This is a genomic window from Micromonospora sp. WMMD708, assembly GCF_049315245.1.
In the GTDB taxonomy this organism is placed as follows: Bacteria; Actinomycetota; Actinomycetes; order Mycobacteriales; family Micromonosporaceae; genus Micromonospora; species Micromonospora wenchangensis.
Window position 1 is genome coordinate 2878394 of sequence record NZ_CP186060.1, and the last position, 21755, is coordinate 2900148.

Genomic DNA, 21755 nt, shown 5'->3' on the forward strand with positions numbered 1-21755 from the left:
ACATGTCACGGTACGACTGGGGAAAGACACACCCGGGCATCGAGCGGCTGGAGCAGGCGGTGACCGACCGCCGCGACGTGGTGGTCAAGCACCCGCTCTACGCCAACCTGGACACCCACGAGGCGCTGGTCACCTTCATGGAACACCACGTCTTCGCGGTCTGGGACTTCATGTCCCTGCTGAAGTCGTTGCAGCGGCAGCTCACCTGCGTGACGGTGCCGTGGATCCCCACCGGGCCGACCGGCAGCCGCCGGCTGATCAACGACATCGTGATGGTGGAGGAGAGTGACGAGCTGGGCGAGGGCTACATCAGCCACTTCGAGCTCTACGTGCGGGGGATGGGTGAGGCGGGCGCGGACACCACCGCCGTCGACCGGCTGGTCGACCTGCTGCGCGGCGGCACGTCGGTGACCGACGCGCTGGTCGAGGCGGGTGTGCCCGAGGCGTCGCGGGCCTTCGCCGCCACCACCTGGAAGATCATCGAGTCGACGCCGGTGCACTGCCAGGCCGCCGCGTTCGCGTTCGGCCGGGAGGACCTGATCCCCGACATGTTCACCCAGGTCGTCGCGGTCAACGAGCGCAGCAACCGGCTGCACACCTTCGTCGACTACCTGGAGCGGCACATCGAGGTCGACGGCGAGCAGCACACCCCGATGGCCATGCAGATGCTCGCCGACCTGTGCGGCGACGACGACGTCAAGTGGCAGGAGTGCGCCGACACGGTCAACCTGGCGCTGACCGCCCGCGCCCAGCTCTGGGACGACATCCTCGCCGCCGTCAAGGAGGGCCGCGACCGGTGACCGACGCCGACCCGGCCCGGCTCTACCGCACCGTACGGCTGATCCGCCGGTTCGAGGAGCGGGCCATTGCCCTGGTCCGCTCCGGGCACATCGTCGGCGGCATCCACCCCTACCTCGGTCAGGAGGGGATCGCCGCCGGCGTGTGCGCCGCGCTCGGTGCGGGGGACCTGGTCACCGGCACCCACCGGGGGCACGGCCACGTGCTCGCCAAGGGTGCCGACCCGGCCCGGATGATGGCCGAACTGTGCGGCCGGGAAACCGGACTGAACCGGGGCCGGGGCGGCTCGATGCACGCGGCGGACCTCTCCCTCGGGGTGCTCGGCGCCAACGCGATCGTCGGGGCGTCCCCGGCGATCCTCACCGGCGCGGTGTGGGCCCACCGGCAGCGCGGGAACGCCGTGCTGGGGGCGAGTTTCTTCGGTGACGGCGCGGTCAACGAGGGGATGCTGCTGGAGGCGTTCAACCTGGCCGCGCTCTGGCGGGTGCCGGTGCTGCTGGTCTGCGAGAACAACGGCTACGCCACCACCATGCCGGTGGCCGGCGCGGTCGCCGGCACCATCACCGGACGGGCCGAGGCGTTCGGCATCCGGGCCACCGTCGTCGACGGGCAGGACCCGGAGGCGGTCCGGCAGGTCACCGCCGCCGCCGTCGCGCGGATGCGCGACGGCGGCGGGCCGGAGCTGGTCGAGGCCCGCACCTACCGGTTCGACGCCCACCACACCTTCGAACACGCGGTACGCCTGGAGTACCGCACGCCGCAGGAGGTGGCCGACGGCCGGTCCCGGGACCCGGTGGAGATCCAGGGTGCCCGGCTGTCCCCGGCCGACCGGGAGGCCGTCGACGCCGAGGTGGAGGCGACCCTCGACGCGGCCGTCGCGTTCGCCCTGGCCGGCCCCGAACCGGACCCGGCCGGTGCGCTGGACCACCTGTACGCCAGTGGGCTGACCGCCCGGGGAGGCTCCTGAGATGCCACGGCTGTCGTACCGCAAGGCGCTGACCCGGGCGCTGACCGACGAGATGACCCGGGACGGGTCGGTGTTCCTGCTCGGCGAGGACATCCGGGTGGGCGCCTCCAACGTCACCCCGGGCCTGCTCAAGCGGTTCGGGCCGGACCGGGTGCTGGACACCCCGCTGTCGGAGCAGGCGTTCACCAGCTTCGCCACCGGGGCGGCGCTGGCCGGGATGCGGCCGGTGGTGGAGTTCCAGATCCCGTCCCTGCTGTTCCTGGTCTTCGAGCAGATCGTCAACCACGCGCACAAGTTCCCGATGATGACCGGGGGGCAGTGCTCGGTGCCGGTCACCTACCTGGTGCCCGGCTCCGGTTCCCGTACCGGCTGGGCGGGGCAGCACTCCGACCACCCGTACCCGCTGTTCGCGCACGTCGGGATCGTCACCGTGGTGCCGGCCACCCCGGCCGACGCGTACGGGCTGCTGGCCTCGGCGATCCGGCACGACGACCCGGTGGTGGTCTTCGCCCCGGCCGCCGCGCTGGAGGTCCGTGAGGACGTCGACTTCGCCACCCTGGCTCCGGTGCCGCTGGGGCGCGGGGTGGTCCGCCGGGCCGGCGACGACGTCACCGTGGTCGCCGTCGGGCACCTGGTGCACGACGCGCTGGCCGTCGCCGAGGAGTTGGCCGACCAGGTGTCGGTGGAGGTGTTCGACCCGCGCACGATCTACCCGTTCGACCTCGACGGCCTGCTCGACTCGGTGTCCCGTACCGGCCGGCTGGTGGTCGTCGACGACTCCAACCGGTCCTGCGGCATCGCCGCCGAGATCATCACCTCGGTGCTGGAGCGGGTACCGCTGGCCGCGCCGCCGCGCCGGGTCACCCGGCCGGACGGCGCGGTGCTGCCCTTCGCGCCGGTGCTCGACCGGGCCGTGCAGCCGGGCCGCGAGCAACTCACCGCCGCCATCCAACTGACCATGAAGGACAGATCATGACCGATCCGAACTACCCCTGGCCCGAGCCCGGTCAGGCGTGGCGCGAGCTGCCGGAGACGGCCCGTACGGCGATGGTGGCCGGCGGGGCCGCTGCCTGGCGGGAGATCTTCTACGGCTGTGCGACGTACAACAAGCAGTGGCGGCTGGCTCGGCCCCCGGTCATGCCGGCGGACGCGTTCCGCGAGCTGAACGAGGTCTGCGACCGGATCGCCCAGCTCATCCTGGACGCCTGCCGGCGGCGGGCCCGCACCGCCGGGGAACTGCGCGAGCTGCTCGGGGTGCCCGAGGGGGCGACCCGGCTGCTCGACGAGTCCGAGGAACTGTCCGAGGAGCTGCTCGCCGCCTACCGGCCCGACGTGCTGATCTCCGGTGGGGTGCCGAGGATCGTCGAGTACAACATCGACAGCAGCCTGGGCGGCGGTTTCGACGCCGACACGGTGATCCGCCGGTACGCGGCGCTCTACCGGGAGCAGGGCATCCTCGACGGGCTGCCGGTGCGGCCGGCCCCGTCCCTGTTGGACCAGCGGTTCGTGGCGATCCGCGACGGGCTGTCCCTGCCCGACGGGGCCCGGGTGGCGCTGCTGCTCGACTTCGACGCCGACTACCCGGGCCTGGAGACCCCTGACGACTTCATCAAGATCCTCTCTCCGCTGGTCGACCAGGCCCGCCGGTTCGGCATCGACCTGGTGATCGCCCCGGTCAGCACGGCCACCCTGGACGACGCGAAGCGGCTGGTCGTCGGCGGCGCACCGGTCGACGCGCTGTTCCGCCTCTTCGTGCCCAACCGGGTCACCCCGAGCAGCGGCCTGGACGCGGTGGCCGGGGCGCTGCACGCCGGCACCCTGCCGATGTTCGTCAGCACCGCCGCCTGGCTGCTCGGCAACAAAATCAACTTCGCCTGGCTCTACGAGGACCTGGATCTGCTCTGCGCCGACGACCAGGCCCTGATCCGCCGGTACGTGCCGCACACCGTGGCGTTCACCGCCGCCGAACTGGACCGGGCCCTGGCCGACCGGGAGAACCTGGTGGTCAAGCCGGCCGACGGCTCGGCCGGCCACGGGGTGCTCATCGGCCGGGAGATGGGCGACGCGGAGTGGGCCGAGGGCCTGCGCGCCGCCCTCGACCGGGGCGGCGACATCCTCCAGCGCTACTGGCCCGCCGACCGGGTCGAGATGGACTTCGTCCAGATCGAGACCGGCGAGACGGTCACCGCCGAGGTGCCCTACAGCATCGCCCCGTACCTGTTCGGCCGTACCGGCTCGGGGGCCCTGGCCCGGGTCGGCTTCCCCGGCTGCGACGAGGTCCTCAACCTGGCCCGGGGCGTCCTGCTCACCGGCATCCTCCTCACCGACTGACCCACCCCCCGCTCCGCCCCGCCCCTGCCGCGCCCCCCGCCCCGCCGCGCCCCTGCGCCCCCGCCCCTGCCCCCCTCGCCCCCGTGATCAAGAGGTTTGCGTCAACATTCTGCGAGCGGATGACACAAACCTCTTGATCACCCGGCTCCGGCCGGGCCGGGGTGCGGTGATCAAGAGGTTTGGGCGGGGTCAGCCGCTTCGGATGACGCAAACCTCTTGATCGACCCCGCCGGGGGTGGTGGAGCGGGTGGGTACCCCGCCGGGCCGGTGGGGTGGGGGCCGGGGCGGCCGGTGGGGTGGGGGTCAGGGGTGGTTGCCGAGGTGGGCGCCGAGGCGGCGGATCGTCTCGGCAGCGGCGATGGCGTCGCTGCGGGCGCTGCCGTGGCGACCGTCGCTGCTGTACATCGACGGATCGGTGCCGGCCGGATGATCGGTCAGGTGCACGTGCAACGCCCCCAACCGGTCGGCCAGCCGGCCGGTCCGCGAGGAGAGCAGCCGCATCCGGGCACCCAGTCCGGGCCGCAGCGCCGCCGGGACCGCCGGGCTGTGCGACACGTCGAACATGCCCACCGTGATCACGTCGGCCCCGGCGTCGCGTAGCGCCCCGACGATCGCGGTCAACTCGGTGTCGACGGCGTCCGGGTCGAAGGCCGTCCGGAAGGCGTCGTTGCCGCCGCAGACCACCAGCGCCAGGTCGGGGGAGAAGGCCAACGCCCGGTCGAGCTGCCCGGCCCTGACCTGTTGCGCCCGCAGCCCGCGCCGGCCCAGGTTCAGGTACGCCAACCCGGGCCGTACCGCCGACAGTTCGGCGGCGACCCGGTCGGCCCACTGCACGTCCGGGTACCCCTCGACCGGCTCGCACATGCCCTCGGCGACGCTGTCGCCGAGCACCACGAACCGGTGCCACGGATGGTCGCGCAGCAGCGCGGCGCTCTCCCCCTCGCGCAGGCAGTACGGATCGGTGGCCTCGGTCAACATCGATGACATGGCCGGCAATCTAGCCGACCACGCGGGTGCCGTCGATCACACCGACCGCACGGATCGCCTGATGGTCGTCCGCGCGCGCCGAGCCGTCCCCGTCACCGATTCTGTCCGCCCCGCCGGTAGGTTGCCGGCACCGGGCCACGTGGACCGGTCGGGACACGGCGAACGGAGTGCGCGGTGCGCTTCCTCGCCGGGCGGCGCAGCCACGAGCTGATGTCCGGTTTCTGGCCGACCGCCGACGCCGATCCGGACAACCCCGCCCCGATCCGGGAGTTCGCCGGTATCTGGCGGCGGATGCCCAAGGTCGTCTACTCCCGTACCCTCGCCCGTGCCGACTGGGGTGCCACCGTCGTGCGGGACGCGAGGTCAACGCCCTGAAGGCGCAGCCGGGCGGTGACATGATCGTCGGTGGCGCGGAGATCGTCGCCGTCTTCCGCCGCCTCGACCTGATCGACGAGTACCGGATCTTCGTCCATCCGGTGCTGCTCGGTCAGGGCAACCTGCTGTTCGGCCCGACCGAGCGGCACGACGACCTACGACTGGTCGAGACCCGGGCGTTCGGCAACGGCGTGGTGATGCTGCGCCACCAGCGCTGACCCCTCGCCGGCGGGCCGGTCGGCCGACCGGCGGGCCGCTCCGGCGAGCCAGCCGCCGCTGCCAGGGCCGGGTCGCCGTGCTGTCCGGTCGTGCGCGGCCCGGGAGCAGAGGGCGTACCGACGGGCGTGCCGCCGACGACCCGGTCAGGCCACCGTGGTCGTCGGTGGTGGGGGCGCGGGACGCCCCATCCGCAGGGGCCCGGCGACCAGCGGCGTCACGGTCAGCACCGCGCACACCACCGCCATCACCAGCAGCGCCGGCCGCAGCCCGAGGGCCGCCACCGACCAGCCGCCGACCAACGCCCCCACCGGCAGCCCGACGAACGCCAGTGAACCGGAGATCCCCAGCACGCGGGTCTGCAACGCGTCCGGTACCCGTTCGTAGAGGGCCGCACCGAGCAGCGGGTTGACCGCCGCGATGCCGATCCCGGACAGGAACGTCACCACCAGCACCACCACCAGATGGTCGGTCAGCGCCAACACCAGCAGCCGGGGCGCACCGCTCAGCGCCGCCCCGGCCGCGAAGACCAGGGTCCGGGGCAGCCGGGGGCCGAGCATCGTGAAGACCAGGTTGCCGAGCAGCGCGCCACCGCCGAACACCCCGAGCACCAGCCCGAAGCCGGCCGGGTCGCCGAACTCGTCGCGGACCCACAGCGGCACCCAGACGGCCGTGTTGGCGGCGGCGAACATGTTCAACGCGGAGACCACCACCAGCATGGTCAGCAGCACCCGGTCGGTACGCAGGTAGCCGAAGCCGGTGCGCAACGCCTGGAAGTAGCCCTCCCGGGGCGCGGCGGGCGCGTCGCTCGCGGGCGGGCGCACCAGCAACCCCACCAGCAGCGCGCAGACCGCGAAGGTGCCCGCGTCGATCCAGATCGCCCGGGTCACCCCGACCCAGTCGATGAGCAGACCGCCGATGACCGTGCCGAACAGCGCCACCCCGCGCGCCAACCCGTCATAGGCGGAGGTGAGCCGGATCAGCTCCACGCCGGCGCGCTGCGCGGCCGGCCGGAACATGACGTGCTTGACCCGGTCGCCGATGCCGCGCAGCCCGCCGGCCACCGCGACGAGGGCGACGAGAGCACCGAAACCGAGCCACGGGGCCAGCGCCACCACCGCGATCACGGCCGCGCTCGCCGCGTCCACCGTGATCGAGGTACGCCGCACGCCGAACCGGTCCGCCCACGGCGTCGCCAACGAGCTGGACAGCATGTACGGCAGGAACTCGGCCGCCGCGACGATGCCCATCTTGGCCGGGCTGCCGGTGGTGGTGAGCACCAGCCAGGGGATCGCGATCACCGAGATCCGGCTGCCCAGGTTGGAGATCAGGTCGGCGGCGACCAGGGTGACCAGTTCCCGCCGGGCGGCCCGCCGCGCGGGACCCGGCGGCGCGGCGGGCGACCCGGCGTCGCCCTTACCGGTGCTGCCTGCCCCGGCACCACCTGCCCCGGCGTCAGCCTGACCGGTGGCCGGCCCGGCACCGGGCGGGCCGTCGGCCGGCCGCAGGCCGGACGCCCCGCCGGGAGCCCCGGTCGCGGCGTCGGGGCCGTCGGCCGGCCACCCGTCGGCGTCGGTGGCCGTACGGGGGCCGGTGTCGGCGTCGGCGGTCACGACGGGCTGCCGACCGGATCGGCGGCCGCGCCGGCGGCGTACCGTTCGCGCAGCGCCCGCTTGTCCACCTTCGCCGACCGGTTCAGCGGCAGCGCGTCGAGGAACTCCACCGCACCCGGCGCCCAGGTGTCGCTCAGTTCGGTGGTGACCAGGTCGATCAGCTCCGCCCCGGTCACCGTCGCCCCCGGCGTCGGCACCACGTACGCGTACGGCAGCTCCCCGGCGACCGGGTCGGGCACCCCGATCACCGCCGCCGCGCGGACCTGCGGATGCCCGGCGAGGACGTCCTCGATCGGCCGGGAGTAGATCGGCCAGCTGCGCTGCCGGGTGAGGATGCGGTCCTGCAACCGGTCGACCAGGTAGAGGAACCCGTCATCGTCGAGGTGGCCGATGTCGCGGGTACGTACCCAGCCGTCGACGAGCGTCTCGGCGGTCAGCTCGGGCTGACCGTGGTAGCCGTGGAAGCTGAGTTTCGTCCGCACCCACACCTCGCCGTCGGTGCCGGCCGGCAGCACCCGCCCGTCGGCGTCGCGGATCTCCACCGTCACGTCCCCGTACGGCCGGCCGCAGGAACCCAGCCGTTCCGGGTGCGCCGGGTCCTCGGTGAGGCCGGGCTGGGCGCAGATCACCACCGCCTCGCTGAGGCCGTACACGATGCGCAGGCACGGGCCGAACCGGGCGATGGCCTGGCGCAGCCGGGCGGGCGCGGCCGGCCCGGCGCCCACGTTGAACATGAACATGGCGGAGAAGTCCGCGCCGTCCAGGGCCGGGTGGTCGAGCACCTCGTAGAGCATCGGCGGGGTGACGAAGGTGGAGGTGAGCCGCTCGGCGTCCACGGTGGCGATGAACGCGGCCGGGTCCCACTGCTGACGCAGGAAGAGCACCCCGCCGGTGAACAGGTTGAACAGGGTGGTGATCTGGCCGCTGGCCAGCCACATCGGGGAGTGCGACAGGTGCCGCAGCAGCGGGAACCCGGCGGCGCGGAAATCCGCCGCCAGGGCGAGCACCTGCCGGTAGAAGCTCTCCCGGTGGTGCACCAGCTTGGGGGTGCCGGTGGTGCCGCTGGTCTGCAGGAACGACTCCGGCACCGGCACCTGCGCGGGCAGTTCGACCGGCGGGGCGTCGGCGGTCAGCTCGACGCCCAGCCGCAGCACCGGCACCCCGGGCAGCGAGGCGGCGATCTGGCCGCCCAGCCCGTCCGGGGCGTACGCGTGGTGCACGAACACCTCGGGGCGGGCCAGCCGGACGAACTCGTCGATCTCCCGCCGGGAGGTGACCGGGGCGATCCACATGCTGCGGCAGCCGAGCAGGTGCAGGGCGAGCTGGAGCAGCGGGCCCTCGACCGCGTTGCCGAGCATCACCAGTACCGCCGCGCCGGGGCGTACCCCGTGGCCGGTCAGGGCGTACGCCAGTCCGCGTACCTCGGCGGCGACCTGCGGGTAGGTCAGCCGGCGGCCGTCGCCGACCAGCGCCTCCCGGTCGCCGAACCCGGCGAACAGTTCCAGCGCGTCGTGCACGTAGGTGGTGGATCGGTCGGCCCCGTCGGTCATCGCACAGCCCCCAGCTCGATGCGGCGGGTCGCCGGCGGCCCGGTGGGACCGGCCGTGGCGACCGGCCGGGTTGGCGTCCGAGCAGGTCACAGCCCGGCCCGCGACGGGGGTGCGCGCCATGGGCGACCGCACCGCCGCCGCTAGCGAGCCTAGGCCGGCGGCCTCGCCCGGGGACAGAGCCGAACGGCGAGGGGCCGCCCACCATGGACATTTGATCATGTCTATCGGGTTGATTGACGCCTGTCAGACGTCGCGGCTAGGTTTCTGGACCATCGTCCGGGCGGTGCCGTCAATGGGCGCCGGCCTCGGGCGGCCCAACATGGAGGTTCAATGTCGACCCCGAAGAGATGGCAGGTCATAGCGTCTGCGGCCGTGTTGCTGGTCGTGGGTGCCCCGGCGGTGGTGGCCAGCGCCGGTCCGTCCGACTCCGACCGTGGCGGGGCAGCCGCCCGGGCGCAGTGGGCGGGTACGTGGGCCGCGGCGGTCACCCGCGGCAACACCGTCGGGCTGACGAACACCGGCCTGAACAACCAGAGCATCCGGATGACCGTGCGCACCACCGTGGGTGGGGAGCGGCTGCGGGTCCGGCTGAGCAACCTCTACGGCGAGCAGGCCGTGCAGGTGGGACACGCCACCGTCGCCCGCCCGAACACCGCCACCCTGACCGACCGGTCGGACATCCTGCCCGGCAGCCTGCGGGAGCTGAAGTTCGGCGGTTCCACCTCGGCGACCATGAACAAGGGCGCCGAACTGCTCAGCGACCCGCTGACCTACGCGGTCGGCGAGCAGGAGGACCTGGTCGTCACCCTGCACTTCCCGGTGCTCACCGGGCCGGTCACGTTTCACGGTCAGTCCAAGGTCACCACCTTCATCGGGGCGAACGACCTGACCACCGCCGCCGACGGTGCCGGCTTCACCATCCGCCCGGACTGCTGCTGGATGTTCCTGTCCGGCATCGACGTGCTGCGCCCGAAGAGCCCCGGCGCGGTGGTGGTGCTCAGCGACTCGATCGGTGACGGCAACGGCAGCACCGTCAACGCCAACAAGCGCTGGCCGGAACTGCTCGCCGGGCGGCTGGTCGCCGCCCGTCCCGAGGTGCACACCCCCGGGGTGCTCAACCTGAGCCTGGCCGGCAACCGGCTCAACCACGAGGGCACCGAGCCCGGTGCGGGCGGCTTCCCCGGCTACTACGAGCTGGGTCCGAACGCGCTGGCCCGGCTCAACGAGGACGTCTTCCCGCAGACCGGCGTGAAGACCCTGGTGACCCACCTCGGCATCAACGACATCTGGATGTCCGACGACTCCGCCGACCGGATCATCACCTCGCTGCGGCAGATCAACCAGCAGGCCAAGGCGCGCGGCCTGCGCAGTCTCGCGGTCACCCTGACCCCGTACGAGGGGCACGGCAACCCGGGGGTGTGGACGCCCGAGAAGGAGACCACCCGGCAGGCGGTGAACACCTGGCTGCGCGGCCCAGGGGCGGCCGAGTTCGACGGGCTGCTCGACTTCGACGCGGTGCTGCGCGACCCGGCCCAGCCGAGCCGGCTGCTGCCCGCGTACGACGCCGGTGACCACATCCACCCGAACGACGCCGGCAACCAGGCGTTGGCGGACGCCGTACCACTTCGACTGCTCGGTCTGTGACACCGGTGGGGCGACGGGCGTGACCCGTCGCCCCCCGGTCATTTCCTGGGGAGGAAGCACCATCGTGGACGTCGACGAGATCCTGTCCGGTCTCTACAGCGAGGCCGGCCGGCAGGACCCCTATCCGTGGTACGCGGCCCTGCACGAACACGGGCCGATCAGCGTCATCCCGAACCGTCCGGAGCACAGCACGGTGACCGCCGTGGCCGTCGGCTACGACCTGGTCGACCAGGTGCTGCGTGACCCGGAGTGGTACAAGCAGCCCCCGCCGGGCTGGGAGGAGCAGGAGATCCTGCGCACCTTCCAGTCCTCGATGATGTTCGTCAACCCGCCCGACCACGGCCGGATGCGCGGCGTGTTCTCCCGTACCTTCACCCCGCGCCGGCTCGGCGCGCTGGAACCGGTGATCGTCCGGGTGGTCGACACCCTGCTGGACCGGATGGCCGACGCCGGTGCCGACGGCTCCGAGATCGACTTCGTCGCGGACTTCGCCTACCCGGTGCCGGCGCTGGTGATGGCCGAGTTCATCGGCCTGCCCGAGAGCGAGCTGGCCTGGTACCGGCAGCGGGTCGACTGGATCGACGAGTTTCTCGACGTGGCCGGCAAGACCCCGCAACGGCTGGCGCTGGCCAACCAGGCCGCCGAGGAGCTGCGGGCGCTCTACCGGGACCTGATCGGGCACCGTCGCCGTCAGCCGGGTGAGGACCTGATCTCGGGGCTGGTCGAGGCGCTGGACTCCGGCGAGGTCGACCTGACCGAGGAGGAGTTGATCAGCAACCTGATCGTGCTGTTCAACGCCAGCTTCGTCACCACCGTCTACATGTTCAGCAACGGCCTGCCGGTGCTGCTGGGCCACCCCGACACAGTGGCCGCGCTGCCCGGCGACGAGATCCTGGCCCAGGGCTGCGTCGACGAGGTGCTGCGGCTGCAGAGTCCGGTGCACTTCCTGGCCCGCGCCGCGCCCCGGGACACCGTGCTGGGCGGCGTGCCGGTCGCCCGGGACGAGAACGTCCTGCTGATCATCGCCGGAGCCAACCGGGACCCGCGCCGGTTCCCCGGGCCGGACCGGTTCGACCCGCGCCGCGACGGTCCCCCGTCATTGGCCTTCGGCGTCGGCCCGCACTTCTGTCTCGGCGCGGCGGTGTCCCGCCTGGAGGGTCGGCTCGGCCTGCCCCGGCTCTTCGCGCGGTTCCCCCGGCTCGCGGTCAGCCAGCCGGCCGACTACAGCGGGAGCCTGTTCCTGCGCGGCATCGACAAGCTCTTCGTCACCACCGGCGGATAGGAGCCGATCCCATGTCCCTCGACCCCCAGGTGGTGGCCTACCGGGCCGCGCGGGCCGCCGCCGGCACCCCACCGCTGTACACCCAGACCCTCGCCGAGGCCCGCGCCGCCGACCTCGCCGCGATCCGGGCCGGCGGCGGCGACGTCGAGCCGGTCCACGAGGTACGCGACACGACCGTCCCCGGCCCCGACGGGGACCTGCGGGTCCGGGTGTACCGGCCGGCCGGTGACGGGCCGCTGCCCACCCTGGTCTACTTCTTCGGCGGCGGCTGGACGCTGGGCAGTGTGGAGACAGCCGACGGGATCTGCCGCCGGCTGGCCAACGCCACCGGCTGCCAGGTGGTGACGGTCGGCTACCGGCTCGCCCCGGAGCACCCGTTCCCGGCGGCCGTGCTGGACTGTCACGCCGCCACCCGGTGGCTGGCCGAACACGCAGCCGAGCTGGGCGTGGACCCGGACCGGCTGGTGGTGGGCGGGGACAGCGCGGGCGGCAACCTGGCGGCGGCGGTGACCCTGCTGGCCCGCGCCGAGGGCGGTCCCCGGCTGGCCGGGCAGCTGCTGGTCTACCCGAACACCGACCAGCGGGCCGCCCCCCGACCCGCCGACGACCAGGATCCGTTGCTGTTCAATCGGCACTCCGTGGACTGGTACCGGGGTCACTACCTGGCCGACCCGGCGGACGCCGCCGATCCGCTGGCCTCGCCGCTGCTCGCCGACGACCTGTCCGGCCTGCCGCCGGCACTGGTGGTCACCGCCGAGCACGACCCGCTGCGCGACGAGGGACAGCGGTACGCGCAGCGGCTGCGGGAGGCCGGCGTGCCGGTGCGGGCCACCTGCTATCCCGGCATGATCCACGGGTTCTTCGCCATGCCCGGGGTCTTCGACGCCGGCCGGCGTGCCCAGGACGAGGCCGCCGCCTTCCTGCGGGAGGTCTTCGGGCTGCCCACCCCGCCGGCCGACACCCCGGTCTCCGCCACCACGGTGGGGAACGAGCGGTGACCGTCGGGGAGGTCGCCCGGCCGCCGGTCAGCCTGGCCGACTTCGCCGAGCTGGCCAGGCGGGCGCTCCCGGCCGGGGTCTGGGACTTCGTCGGCGGGGGCAGCGGGGTGGAGACCACGCTGGCCGCCAACCGGGCCGCCCTCGACCGGGTCGCGGTGCTGCCCCGGGTGCTGACCGGGGTGGAACGTCCCCGCACCGACGCACCGCTGCTCGGCCGGGAGCAGGCGATGCCGGTGGCGGTCGCGCCGATGGCGTACCAACGGTTGCTGCACCCGGACGGTGAGCCGGCGCTGGCGGCGGCGGCCGGCGCGGCCGGGGTGCCCTACGTGCTGAGCACGTTGAGCAGCACCCCGGTCGAGGAGGTCACCGCCGCCACCGCCGGGCCGGTCTGGTTCCAGCTCTACTGGCTGCGGGACCGGGGGCTGGTCGCCGACCTGCTCGACCGGGCGCACAGCGCCGGCTGTGCGGCGTTGATGGTCACCGTCGACGTGCCGGTGCTCGGCCGGCGGCTGCGCGACGTGCGCAACGGGTTCGCGTTGCCGCCGGAGGTGACCGCCGCCAATCTGCCGGCCGGCCGGGACGACCTGGCCCACGCCGGCACCCCCGGTGTGTCGGCCATCGCCGCGCACACCGAGGCCGCCTTCGCGCCCGCCCTGACCTGGGCGGATCTGGCCTGGCTGCGGGAGCGTACCGGGCTGCCGCTGCTGGTCAAGGGGGTCCTCGACCCGCGTGACGCGGTCCGTGCCGCCGACGTCGGGGTGGACGCCGTGGTGGTCTCCAACCACGGCGGCCGGCAGCTCGACGGTGCGCCGGCCACCGCCACCATGCTGCCGGAGGTGGTCGCGGCCGTCGGTGAGCGGATCGAGGTGCTGCTGGACAGCGGGGTACGGTCCGGCACGGACGTGCTGCGCGCGCTCGCCCTCGGCGCGTCCGGGGTGCTGCTGGGCCGCCCGATGCTGTGGGCGCTGGCGGCCGGCGGGCGGGCCGGCGCGCAGGCCGCCCTCGACCTGCTCGCCGTCGAGTTGCGCGACGCGTTGACCCTGACCGGCTGCGCCGACCCGACGCAGGCCCGGCGGCTGCGTACCCTGACCGGAGGCTGACCCGTTGGAGCATCTGGTGGACCTGGACCTGGACCTGGCGACCCTGCACCCGGCGGTCGACGACCCGGCGCTGAACTCGATGAACTTCCTCAACGAGGTGTCCCAGCACTGGCCCGACGCGGTGTCGCTGGCGGCCGGGCGGCCGTACGAGGAGTTCTTCGCCGACGACGCGCCGGGGCGCTGGCTGGACCGGTTCCGCCGGCACCTCGCCGACGACCTCGGGCAGACACCCGAACAGGTCCGTCGCACCCTGTTCCAGTACGGCCGGACCAAGGGGATCATCCACCACCTGATCGCCCGCAACCTCGCCGTCGACGAGGACGTCCACGTCGACGACGAGGCGGTGGTGGTGACCGTCGGCTGCCAGGAGGCGATGCTGCTGGTGCTGCGGGCGTTGCGGGCCGGCCCCGCCGACGTGCTGCTCGCCGTCGCCCCGACGTACGTCGGGTTGACCGGGGCGGCCCGGCTGGTGGACCTGCCGGTGCGGCCGGTGGCCGGTGGCCCGGCCGGGGTGGACCTGGCCGACCTGCGGGCGCAGGTGCACCGGGCCCGGGCGGAGGGTCTGCGGCCCCGGGCGTGCTACGTGATGCCCGACTTCGCCAACCCCTCCGGCACCAGCATCGGCCTGGCCGACCGGCAACGACTGCTGGACCTGGCCGCCGAGGAGGACCTGCTGCTGATCGAGGACAACCCGTACGGGCTGTTCCCGGCCGGGGACGCCGACCGGGTGCCGACGCTCAAGGCGTTGGACACCCGACGGCGGGTGGTCTATCTGGGCTCGTTCGCCAAGACGGTGCTGCCCGGGGCGCGGATCGGCTACCTGGTGGCCGACCAGCGCGTCGGCGGGGCCGACGGCGCGGTGGGGTTGTTCGCCGACCAGCTGGCCAAGATCAAGAGCATGGTCTCGGTGAACACGTCGCCGCTGGCCCAGGCCGTGATCGGCGGGGCGCTGCTGGAGCACGGCTGCTCGCTGGTCGCCGCGAACCGGCGGGAACGGGCGGCGTACACCCGCAACCGGGACCATCTGCTCGCCGGCCTGCGGCGGCGTTTCCCGGCCGGCTCGCCGGTGCGCTGGAACACCCCGGCCGGCGGCTTCTTCGTCGTGGTCACCGTCCCCTTCCCGGTGGACGACGCGCTGCTGCGCCGCTCCGCCGAACGGTACGGGGTGCTCTGGACCCCGATGGCGCACTTCTACGACGACGGCCGTCCGGTCGACGCGTTGCGGCTGTCGGTCAGCGCCGTCACCCCGACGCAGATCGACCTCGGCCTGGACCGGCTGGCCGCGCTGATCGCCGACGAGTTGACCCGCGCCGCGATCCCGGCCGGCTGAGCGTCGCTTCCGCGGCCGGCCGGTGCCGGCCGCCGTCCGGCGGAACCGACCCCACCCGGTGTCGTCGAACCGCCACCCCCCGTGCTGCGCGGGGGTCGGGCAAGCGGCCATAATGGACGCATGGTCGCTTGGGAGTACGCCCTGTTGGTCCGCCGCTACCAGGGACAGGGACGCCAGTTCCACGTCTCGTTCGTCTGGTACGGCCCGGACGGCTCACGTACCGACGTCACGGCGTACGGCGACACCGCGATCGCCCACCTCAACCGGGTCGGCCGGGAAGGCTGGGAGCTGGTCTCCGCCGCCGAGGACGTCAACAACATCCAGGGCAGCACCGAGGTCCACCGCTACCACCTCAAGCGCCCCATCACCTGATCCCGGCTCCCCGTCGGTCAGGAGGTTCCGCCACCGGAACCTCCTGACCGCACGTGGGGCGGGCCGGGTCAGCCCAGGTCGACGGTGGGGTAGAGGGGGAAGCCGGCGAGCAGGTCGGTGGCCTGCTTGCCGACCGAGTCGGCGACCGCCGGGTCGAGCACGTACTTGGCCTTCGACGGGGTGCCGTCGGCGTTGGCGCCCGGCGTGGTCTGGCTGAGCACGGTGTGGATCAGCTCGGCGGTGGCGTCCATCTCGGCGGTGCCGAGGCCCCGGGTGGTCAGCGCCGGGGTGCCGATCCGGATGCCGGAGGTGTACCAGGCGCCGTTGCGGTCCTGCGGGACGGCATTGCGGTTGGTGACGATGCCCGAGTCGAGCAGCGCCTGCTCGGCCTGCCGGCCGGTCAGGCCGTAGCCGGAGACGTCGAGCAGCACCAGGTGGTTGTCGGTGCCGCCGGTGACCAGGGTGGTGCCCCGGCGCAGCAGCCCCTCGGCGAGGGCCTGCGCGTTGTCGACGATCCGCTGCGCGTAGTCGGCGAAGTCGGGTCGCCGCGCCTCGGCCAGCGCGACCGCCTTGGCCGCCATCACGTGCGGCAGCGGACCGCCGAGCACCATCGGGCAGCCCCGGTCGACCTGGTCGGCCAGCTCCGGGCCGCAGAGCACCATGCCGCCGCGCGGGCCGCGCAGCGACTTGTGGGTGGTGGTGGTGACGATGTGCGCGTGCGGCACCGGGTCGAAGTCGCCGGTGAAGACCTTCCCGGCGACCAGGCCGGCGAAGTGCGCCATGTCGACCATGAAGGTCGCGCCGACCGAGTCGGCGATCTCCCGCATGATCCGGAAGTTCACCTTCCGGGGGTACGCCGAGTAGCCGGCGACCAGGATCAGCGGCTTGAACTCCCGGGCGGCCTCGGCGACCCGGTCGTAGTCGATCAGGCCGGTGGCCGGGTCGGTGCCGTAGCTGCGCTGGTCGAACATCTTGCCCGAGATGTTCGGCCGGAAACCGTGGGTGAGGTGGCCGCCGGCGTCCAGCGACATGCCCAGCATCCGCTGGTTGCCCAGCTCGCGGCGCAGCGCGAACCAGTCCGCCTCGGTCAGGTCGTTGACCTGGCGTACCTGGGCCTTCTGCAGGGCGGGGGACTCGACCCGGTCGGCCAGGATCGCCCAGAAGGCGACCAGGTTCGCATCGATGCCCGAGTGCGGCTGCACGTAGGCGTGGCTGGCCCCGAACAGCTCCTTGGCGTGCTCGGCGGCGAGGGCCTCGACCGTGTCGACGTTCTGGCAGCCGGCGTAGAAACGGCGGCCGACGGTGCCCTCGGCGTACTTGTCGCTGAACCAGTTGCCCATGGTCAGCAGGGTCGCCGGGGAGGCGTAGTTCTCGCTGGCGATCAGCTTCAGCGACTCACGCTGGTCGGTCAGCTCCGCGCCGATGGCGTCGGCCACCCGGGGTTCGACCGCCCGGATCACCTCGAGTGCGCTGCGGAAGGCGGTGGACTCGGCGTTGGGCGACATGCGACCTCCAGGTGACGTGCGGAAGGCCCAGGCGCTCGGCGTGCGTCCTCATGACGGGGCCGCTTCCCGATGGTGCTCCATCCCCACGCGCCAGTCACGGCCCGCCGACGATCCTACCGGGTGGCGGGTGGGCCCTCCGGGGCACCTCCGGCGGGCCGCCGGCCGGAGGGTTGACCGGCCCGATCCGGGGCAATGCAGACGTAGGGGACATCCGGACGGCGGACCCGACCGAGGAGAGGACCACCTGCGCCGCGACGGCCGGGCCGAGATCCGGCCCGTCCAGGTCGACCTGGCCACCTACGACGGGGTGACGGCGTCGGCCGGGTGCTGATCACCTCGTCGATCGCGGCCACCATCCCCGGCCCCTACCAGGCGGTCTACAACGCCTCCGAGTCCTTTGTGCAGTCCTTCGCCGAGGCGCTGCGCAACGAGCTGAAGGACACCGGCGTGACGGTGACCACCCTGATGCCCGGCCCGACCGGGACGAAGTTCTTCGATCGTGCCGAGATGGGCGACATCAAGGTCGGCACGCAGGACAAGGACGACCCGGCGACGGTGGCCGCGCAGGGCTTCGCGGCGATGATGAAGGGCGAGGAGAAGGTGGTCGCCGGTTCGCTGAAGAACAAGGTCCAGGCGGTGGCCGCCCGGCTCACGCCGGACCGGCTGATGGCCGGGCAGCACCGGCGGGTGGCCGAGCCCGGCTCCGCCGACTGACCCCGGCCCGGGGTGTTCCCGCATGCCGCACGCCGGGGACCCTTCTGCGTACGATCGGCGGATGCTGGGGGAGGACACCGAGGGCAGTCTGGTCGCGATCAGCGACCTGCACGTCGGGTACGCGGAGAATCGTGCCCTGGTCGAGGCGCTACGGCCTGCCTCGCCACGGGACTGGCTGATCGTCGCCGGTGACGTGGCGGACACGGTCGCCGACATCGAGTGGGCGCTCGGCACGCTCGCCGGGCGTTTCGACACCGTCATCTGGGCACCGGGCAACCACGAACTGTGGACCCCGCCGGCCGACCCGGTGACCCTGCGCGGGGTGGACCGCTACGAACTGCTGGTGCGGCGGTGCCGGGACCTGGGCGTGGTCACCCCCGAGGACGACTACCGGGTGTGGCGGGGGCCGGGCGGACCGGCGCTGGTGGCACCCCTGTTCCTGCTCTACGACTACAGCTGGCGACCGCCGGGGTTCGACACCCGGGAGGCGGCGCTGGCCGAGGCGTACCGGACCGGGATCGTCTGCACCGACGAGTTCATGCTGCACCCCGACCCGTATTCGAGCCGGCAGGAGTGGTGTGCGGCCCGGTTGGCGGAAACCGCCCGCCGGTTGGAGGCCCGCGACCCGGAGCTGCCCACCGTGCTGGTCAACCACTGGCCGCTGGACCGCCACCCGACCGAGGTGCTGCGCTACCCGATCTTCGCGCAGTGGTGCGGGACGGAGGCGACCGCCGACTGGCACCGCCGGTTCGCCGCCACCACCGTGGTCTACGGGCACCTGCACATCCCCCGTACGACCTGGAAGGACGGGGTGCGGTTCGAGGAGGTCTCGGTGGGCTACCCCCGGGAGTGGCGCCAGCGCAGCGTGCCCCCCGGGCGGGTGCGGCAGATCCTGCCCGCGCCCACCGGCGCGCCGGTGCCGCTGTGGTGAGCCGCCGGCTCAGCCGGCGTGCAGGCGGGTGAGCAGCGCCTCGGTCACCGTGCCGAGGCGACGCGCGGCGGCCGGATCGAGCGTCGTGGTCGACAGCGGAACGGGTCTGCCCCGGTCGCTGGCGGTCAGCGCGTCCGCCGGTGGATCGTCGATCCATGCCACGACGGGACGGATCGGGGCGAGGGCCGGTTGGCGAACAGGGCCAGTGCGTCCACCCTCGGCCATCGACCCCTGATGGTGTCGACGGCCCGGCGGGTCTGCGCCACCGAGCGCAGATCGGCCTGGAGGAAGTGCACCCGGCCGGAGAGCGCCCGCACGGCCCGCCCCTTCGCCGGGTTGCTGCCGATGGCGACGACCTCGTCGCCACGGCGGATCCGGGCTTCCAGTGTCGCCCGGCCCATGCCGTCGGTGCCGCCGCTGATGACGATGACCCGCATGCCACCCCTTCCCGACGTCCGGTGGCCCCCGATCGGCACCGGACGTCGACCTCGTTCCTGTGACCGGCACAATCCTCTGCGGAGGCCGGCGACAGCGGAAGAAGGCAGTGTCATGTCCGTACCGAACACGGAGGTTCGTTCCCTGGTGGCGGCGTCTCTGCCGACGCCCGTCCCGGCCGACGAGTACGACGGCTGCCCGGTCACCCCCGCGACGTCGTCCGGACCGCGCTGACCTGTCCCACGCGGGGCGCAACCGTAGGCACCCCCGCGCGTGTCCGAGGGGCCCGACCGGATGGTCGGGCCCCTCGGACACGGTGCGGGTCGAACCTGCGGGTCAGGCGGCGGTGGCGTGCCGGGCGCTCCTGACCGCCTTCGGGTCGCCGGGGGAGCGGGGGGCATCGGGGCGCTGCGCGATCATGCGCTCGCCGATCTCCTGGAGCGGGTTGCGACCGAGCGCCTCCCGCACCTTCGGGAACCACTCCTGCTCCTCCTCCTCGATGTGGTGCTCGACGTTCTCGATCAGCACCGTGGTCTTGGCGACGAAGTGGTCGTCGGAGGCGTCCATCGCGGCCAGTTCGGCGCAGAGCACATCCGCGACGTGGTGCTCCTCGTACGACTCCAGGATGTCGTCCTCCAGGTCCGGCAGGAGCTTACGGACCTCCGGGTACATCACCTCGTTCTCGAGGTAGGTGTGGGTGGTCAGGGCGGCCACGATCTCGTCGACCAGCTTCCGGCGACGGCTGGCCGGCCCCTCCTGTGCCTTCTCGAACTCGCGGAAGAGGCGGCGCATCTCCTTGTGGTCCTCTTTGAGCAGGACGATGGCGTCGGTGGACACCGGCAGACCTCCTTGATCGGCTGACGGCAATCCCGGTACCCCGGGACGAACTGCGCAAACGGATCGCGGCCGGTGAACGCCCGACCCGCTCAGACGGTGGCGATGGTGTGCGGGATCTCGTCGAGCAGTTCCCGGGCCAGGAACCCGATCCGGCCGAACCGGGGCACCAGCCGTTGCCCGCTCACCGCGTGCACCCAGGCCGCCCAGCAGGCCGCCTGGGCCGGCTCCGCACCCCGGGAGAGCAGCCCGGCGAGCAGCCCCGCCCGCACGTCACCGCTGCCCGAGGTGCCCAGCCCGGCGTCGCCGCTCTCCTCCCGCCAGCCCTGGCCGTCTCCGGTGGCGATGTGGCCGTACAGGGAGACCACCGCCTCGTACCGGCAGGCCAGCTCGCGGGAGTCGGCGTCCAGGTCGTCGCCGGGGTCGCGGCCGAGCAGGTGCCGGGCCTCGGTGAGGTTCGGGGTCAGCACCACCTTCCGGTCCGCGCCGACCAGCAGGTCCGGTTCGTGGCTGAGCGCGCCCAGCGCGTACGCGTCGAAGACCAGCGCGGTGCGCGGCCCGGCCGCCGACAGCACCAGGCGCAGCAGGGCGCGGGTCTGGTCGATGTCGTTGAGGCCCGGCCCGACGGTCACCACGTCGGCCCGCTCCACCAGGTCACCGAGCCGGTCACCGGGCTCACCGGCGACCGCGCCGTCGGCGGTCTCCGGCAGGCCGACCACCATCGCCTCGGGCACCTGGATGCTCAGCGCGGCGGCGGTGGACTCGGCGGCGGCCAGTTGCAGCACGCCCGCCCCGGCGCGCAGCGCGGCCACCCCGGCCAGCAGCACCGCCCCCGGGGTGAACCGGGAGCCGCCGACGACCAGGACGGTGCCCCGGTTGTCCTTGCCGCCCGTCGGCACCGGCAGCGCCCAGTCCCGCAGCAGCCCCGGGGTGATGACCCGCGTCTCAGACCGGTTCGGCATGGATCTCGTCCTCCGTGGTGGGTGGTGCGCCCTGCGCGTGCAGGTGGGTGACGTCGTTGAAGGTCTGCGGGACGAGCCGGCCGGTGGCGTCGGCCGACCAGCCGGTCACCGAGCAGTTGGCGATCACGTGCTTCCGGGTCAACCCCATCAGCTCCGCCTCGGAAAGCCCTTCCACCAGGTAGCGGAGCAGGAACACCAGGGCGTCGTGCCCGAACAGCAGCACCCGCCGCCCCGGGTGGTCGCGGCGCAGGTCACCGAGGAGGGTACGCAGCCGCAGCGCCACGTCGGTCCAGGATTCGCCGCCCGGCGGCCGGTAGTAGAACTTGCCCAGCCGTTGCCGCCGGGCCGCCTCGTCGGGGAACCGGCGGGCCACCCCGTGCCCGGTCAACCCGTCGAGGATGCCCAGCTCGCGGTCGCGCAGCCGTTCGTCGACACTGGCCGGGATTCCGGTGCCGGCCAGGGCCAGTTCCGCCGTCCGCACCGCCCGCAGGTACGGCGAGACGACCGCCACGTCGGGACGCTGCCCGGCCGGTAGACCGGCCAGCCACCGGGCGGTCGCCCGCGCCTGCTCCTCACCGGTGTCCGACAGCGGCACGTCGGCGTCGCGGTGGGTCAGGTCGATCAGCTCGGCGCCGGCCGCCTCAGCCGTCGACGCGGCGACGTTCGCCGTGCTCTCCCCGTGCCGGACGATCCACAGCGCCCCCAGTTCCGCCATGTCCCCATGCCTACCCCCACCCCACCCCCGGTAACCCCGCCCCGCGCCACCTACCGTGCCCCGCGCCTCCTGCCCACCCCGGCCGCGCCCGGCCGG

At 73.3% G+C, this 21755-nt stretch carries 23 protein-coding genes and 1 riboswitch; of the genes, 14 read left to right on the forward strand and 9 right to left on the reverse strand.

The features are described 5' to 3' along the window. The first annotated feature begins 2 nt into the window (after positions 1–2). The 4 genes from ACN260_RS12630 to ACN260_RS12645 are packed head-to-tail and all read left to right on the forward strand — an operon-like array spanning position 3 to position 4096. Positions 3–800 carry a DUF3050 domain-containing protein gene (locus tag ACN260_RS12630; RefSeq protein WP_088647713.1) on the forward strand — a complete coding sequence of 266 codons (798 nt, stop codon included), beginning with the start codon at positions 3–5 and terminating at the stop codon, positions 798–800. Then, the gene (locus ACN260_RS12635; RefSeq protein WP_422756138.1) at positions 797–1765 is read left to right on the forward strand and encodes a thiamine pyrophosphate-dependent dehydrogenase E1 component subunit alpha; all 969 of its coding nucleotides are present in this window, start codon (positions 797–799) and stop codon (positions 1763–1765) included. The genes ACN260_RS12630 and ACN260_RS12635 overlap by 4 nt, the downstream gene beginning before the upstream one ends. Position 1766: 1 nt before the next feature. Further along, positions 1767–2741, forward strand: coding sequence for an alpha-ketoacid dehydrogenase subunit beta (locus tag ACN260_RS12640; protein ID WP_422756139.1), 975 nt, complete (start codon positions 1767–1769; stop codon positions 2739–2741). Next, positions 2738–4096, forward strand: coding sequence for a hypothetical protein (locus ACN260_RS12645; RefSeq protein ID WP_422756140.1), 1359 nt, complete (start codon positions 2738–2740; stop codon positions 4094–4096). The genes ACN260_RS12640 and ACN260_RS12645 overlap by 4 nt, the downstream gene beginning before the upstream one ends. A gap of 303 nt (positions 4097–4399) precedes the next feature. On the opposite strand, the gene ACN260_RS12650 is transcribed toward ACN260_RS12645, so the two are convergent. Then, positions 4400–5083: an SGNH/GDSL hydrolase family protein gene (locus ACN260_RS12650; RefSeq protein ID WP_422756141.1), complete on the reverse strand. Its 684-nt coding sequence runs from the start codon at positions 5081–5083 to the stop codon at positions 4400–4402. A 174-nt stretch (positions 5084–5257) separates the two neighbouring features. On the opposite strand from ACN260_RS12650, the gene ACN260_RS12655 reads away from it, so the two are divergent. Together ACN260_RS12655 and ACN260_RS12660 are read left to right on the forward strand one after the other, a co-directional pair. Continuing rightward, positions 5258–5458 (forward strand): hypothetical protein, encoded by a 201-nt coding sequence (locus tag ACN260_RS12655; RefSeq protein WP_422756142.1) that lies wholly within the window; start codon positions 5258–5260, stop codon positions 5456–5458. A gap of 20 nt (positions 5459–5478) precedes the next feature. After that, positions 5479–5676, forward strand: a complete 198-nt coding sequence (locus tag ACN260_RS12660; RefSeq protein WP_422756143.1) for a dihydrofolate reductase family protein — start codon at positions 5479–5481, stop codon at positions 5674–5676. A 144-nt stretch (positions 5677–5820) separates the two neighbouring features. Here the strand turns inward: ACN260_RS12660 and ACN260_RS12665 are convergent, their stop codons facing one another. Both ACN260_RS12665 and ACN260_RS12670 read right to left on the reverse strand, forming a co-directional pair. Beyond that, entirely contained in the window at positions 5821–7029 is a 1209-nt protein-coding gene (locus ACN260_RS12665; RefSeq protein ID WP_422756701.1) for an MFS transporter, read from the reverse strand. A gap of 254 nt (positions 7030–7283) precedes the next feature. Next, positions 7284–8837 carry a class I adenylate-forming enzyme family protein gene (locus ACN260_RS12670; RefSeq protein WP_422756144.1) on the reverse strand — a complete coding sequence of 518 codons (1554 nt, stop codon included), beginning with the start codon at positions 8835–8837 and terminating at the stop codon, positions 7284–7286. A gap of 357 nt (positions 8838–9194) precedes the next feature. Between ACN260_RS12670 and ACN260_RS12675 the strand changes: the two genes are divergently transcribed. The 6 genes from ACN260_RS12675 to ACN260_RS12700 all read left to right on the forward strand — a co-directional run bounded on the left by ACN260_RS12675 (position 9195) and on the right by ACN260_RS12700 (position 15563). Beyond that, a complete protein-coding gene (locus ACN260_RS12675; protein ID WP_422756702.1) occupies positions 9195–10481 on the forward strand; it encodes an SGNH/GDSL hydrolase family protein in 1287 nt (428 codons plus the stop codon). 61 nt (positions 10482–10542) lie between these two features. Further along, the gene (locus ACN260_RS12680; RefSeq protein ID WP_422756703.1) at positions 10543–11763 is read left to right on the forward strand and encodes a cytochrome P450; all 1221 of its coding nucleotides are present in this window, start codon (positions 10543–10545) and stop codon (positions 11761–11763) included. 11 nt (positions 11764–11774) lie between these two features. Next, positions 11775–12761 (forward strand): alpha/beta hydrolase, encoded by a 987-nt coding sequence (locus ACN260_RS12685; RefSeq protein WP_422756145.1) that lies wholly within the window; start codon positions 11775–11777, stop codon positions 12759–12761. After that, positions 12758–13861 (forward strand): alpha-hydroxy acid oxidase, encoded by a 1104-nt coding sequence (locus ACN260_RS12690; RefSeq protein ID WP_422756146.1) that lies wholly within the window; start codon positions 12758–12760, stop codon positions 13859–13861. Before ACN260_RS12685 ends, ACN260_RS12690 begins: the two co-directional genes overlap by 4 nt. A gap of 4 nt (positions 13862–13865) precedes the next feature. Beyond that, a complete protein-coding gene (locus tag ACN260_RS12695; protein WP_422756147.1) occupies positions 13866–15191 on the forward strand; it encodes a PLP-dependent aminotransferase family protein in 1326 nt (441 codons plus the stop codon). Positions 15192–15311: 120 nt separating this feature from the next. Continuing rightward, positions 15312–15563, forward strand: coding sequence for a hypothetical protein (locus ACN260_RS12700; protein WP_422756148.1), 252 nt, complete (start codon positions 15312–15314; stop codon positions 15561–15563). A gap of 68 nt (positions 15564–15631) precedes the next feature. Here ACN260_RS12700 and ACN260_RS12705 read toward each other — a convergent pair whose 3' ends face one another. Next, entirely contained in the window at positions 15632–17068 is a 1437-nt protein-coding gene (locus tag ACN260_RS12705) for a glycine hydroxymethyltransferase (RefSeq protein WP_204922907.1), read from the reverse strand. An 18-nt stretch (positions 17069–17086) separates the two neighbouring features. After that, positions 17087–17176, reverse strand: a riboswitch (ZMP/ZTP riboswitch). Positions 17177–17392: 216 nt separating this feature from the next. On the opposite strand from ACN260_RS12705, the gene ACN260_RS12710 reads away from it, so the two are divergent. Both ACN260_RS12710 and ACN260_RS12715 read left to right on the forward strand, forming a co-directional pair. After that, positions 17393–17782, forward strand: a complete 390-nt coding sequence (locus ACN260_RS12710; protein WP_422756149.1) for an SDR family NAD(P)-dependent oxidoreductase — start codon at positions 17393–17395, stop codon at positions 17780–17782. A 61-nt stretch (positions 17783–17843) separates the two neighbouring features. Continuing rightward, positions 17844–18713, forward strand: a complete 870-nt coding sequence (locus ACN260_RS12715) for a metallophosphoesterase family protein (RefSeq protein ID WP_422756150.1) — start codon at positions 17844–17846, stop codon at positions 18711–18713. A 9-nt stretch (positions 18714–18722) separates the two neighbouring features. Here ACN260_RS12715 and ACN260_RS12720 read toward each other — a convergent pair whose 3' ends face one another. From ACN260_RS12720 to ACN260_RS12740, 5 genes are all read right to left on the reverse strand, one after another. Next, positions 18723–18875, reverse strand: coding sequence for a hypothetical protein (locus ACN260_RS12720; protein ID WP_422756151.1), 153 nt, complete (start codon positions 18873–18875; stop codon positions 18723–18725). After that, entirely contained in the window at positions 18839–19150 is a 312-nt protein-coding gene (locus ACN260_RS12725) for an SDR family NAD(P)-dependent oxidoreductase (protein ID WP_422756152.1), read from the reverse strand. Before ACN260_RS12725 ends, ACN260_RS12720 begins: the two co-directional genes overlap by 37 nt. A gap of 334 nt (positions 19151–19484) precedes the next feature. After that, entirely contained in the window at positions 19485–19985 is a 501-nt protein-coding gene (locus tag ACN260_RS12730; protein WP_422756153.1) for a hemerythrin domain-containing protein, read from the reverse strand. An 89-nt stretch (positions 19986–20074) separates the two neighbouring features. Then, a complete protein-coding gene (locus ACN260_RS12735) occupies positions 20075–20944 on the reverse strand; it encodes an NAD(P)H-hydrate dehydratase (protein WP_422756154.1) in 870 nt (289 codons plus the stop codon). Next, positions 20928–21659, reverse strand: a complete 732-nt coding sequence (locus tag ACN260_RS12740) for a histidine phosphatase family protein (RefSeq protein WP_422756155.1) — start codon at positions 21657–21659, stop codon at positions 20928–20930. Before ACN260_RS12740 ends, ACN260_RS12735 begins: the two co-directional genes overlap by 17 nt. Positions 21660–21755 lie beyond the last annotated feature (96 nt).

Coding starts and splice junctions, on each gene's coding strand:
- ACN260_RS12630 (WP_088647713.1), top strand. CDS start 3: ATGTCACGGTACGACTGGGGAAAGACACACCCGGGCATCGAGCGGCTG.
- ACN260_RS12640 (WP_422756139.1), top strand. CDS start 1,767: ATGCCACGGCTGTCGTACCGCAAGGCGCTGACCCGGGCGCTGACCGAC.
- ACN260_RS12645 (WP_422756140.1), top strand. CDS start 2,738: ATGACCGATCCGAACTACCCCTGGCCCGAGCCCGGTCAGGCGTGGCGC.
- ACN260_RS12650 (WP_422756141.1), bottom strand. CDS start 5,083: ATGTCATCGATGTTGACCGAGGCCACCGATCCGTACTGCCTGCGCGAG.
- ACN260_RS12660 (WP_422756143.1), top strand. CDS start 5,479: ATGATCGTCGGTGGCGCGGAGATCGTCGCCGTCTTCCGCCGCCTCGAC.
- ACN260_RS12670 (WP_422756144.1), bottom strand. CDS start 8,837: ATGACCGACGGGGCCGACCGATCCACCACCTACGTGCACGACGCGCTG.
- ACN260_RS12685 (WP_422756145.1), top strand. CDS start 11,775: ATGTCCCTCGACCCCCAGGTGGTGGCCTACCGGGCCGCGCGGGCCGCC.
- ACN260_RS12700 (WP_422756148.1), top strand. CDS start 15,312: ATGGTCGCTTGGGAGTACGCCCTGTTGGTCCGCCGCTACCAGGGACAG.
- ACN260_RS12705 (WP_204922907.1), bottom strand. CDS start 17,068: ATGTCGCCCAACGCCGAGTCCACCGCCTTCCGCAGCGCACTCGAGGTG.
- ACN260_RS12715 (WP_422756150.1), top strand. CDS start 17,844: ATGCTGGGGGAGGACACCGAGGGCAGTCTGGTCGCGATCAGCGACCTG.
- ACN260_RS12725 (WP_422756152.1), bottom strand. CDS start 19,150: ATGCGGGTCATCGTCATCAGCGGCGGCACCGACGGCATGGGCCGGGCG.
- ACN260_RS12735 (WP_422756154.1), bottom strand. CDS start 20,944: ATGCCGAACCGGTCTGAGACGCGGGTCATCACCCCGGGGCTGCTGCGG.
- ACN260_RS12740 (WP_422756155.1), bottom strand. CDS start 21,659: ATGGCGGAACTGGGGGCGCTGTGGATCGTCCGGCACGGGGAGAGCACG.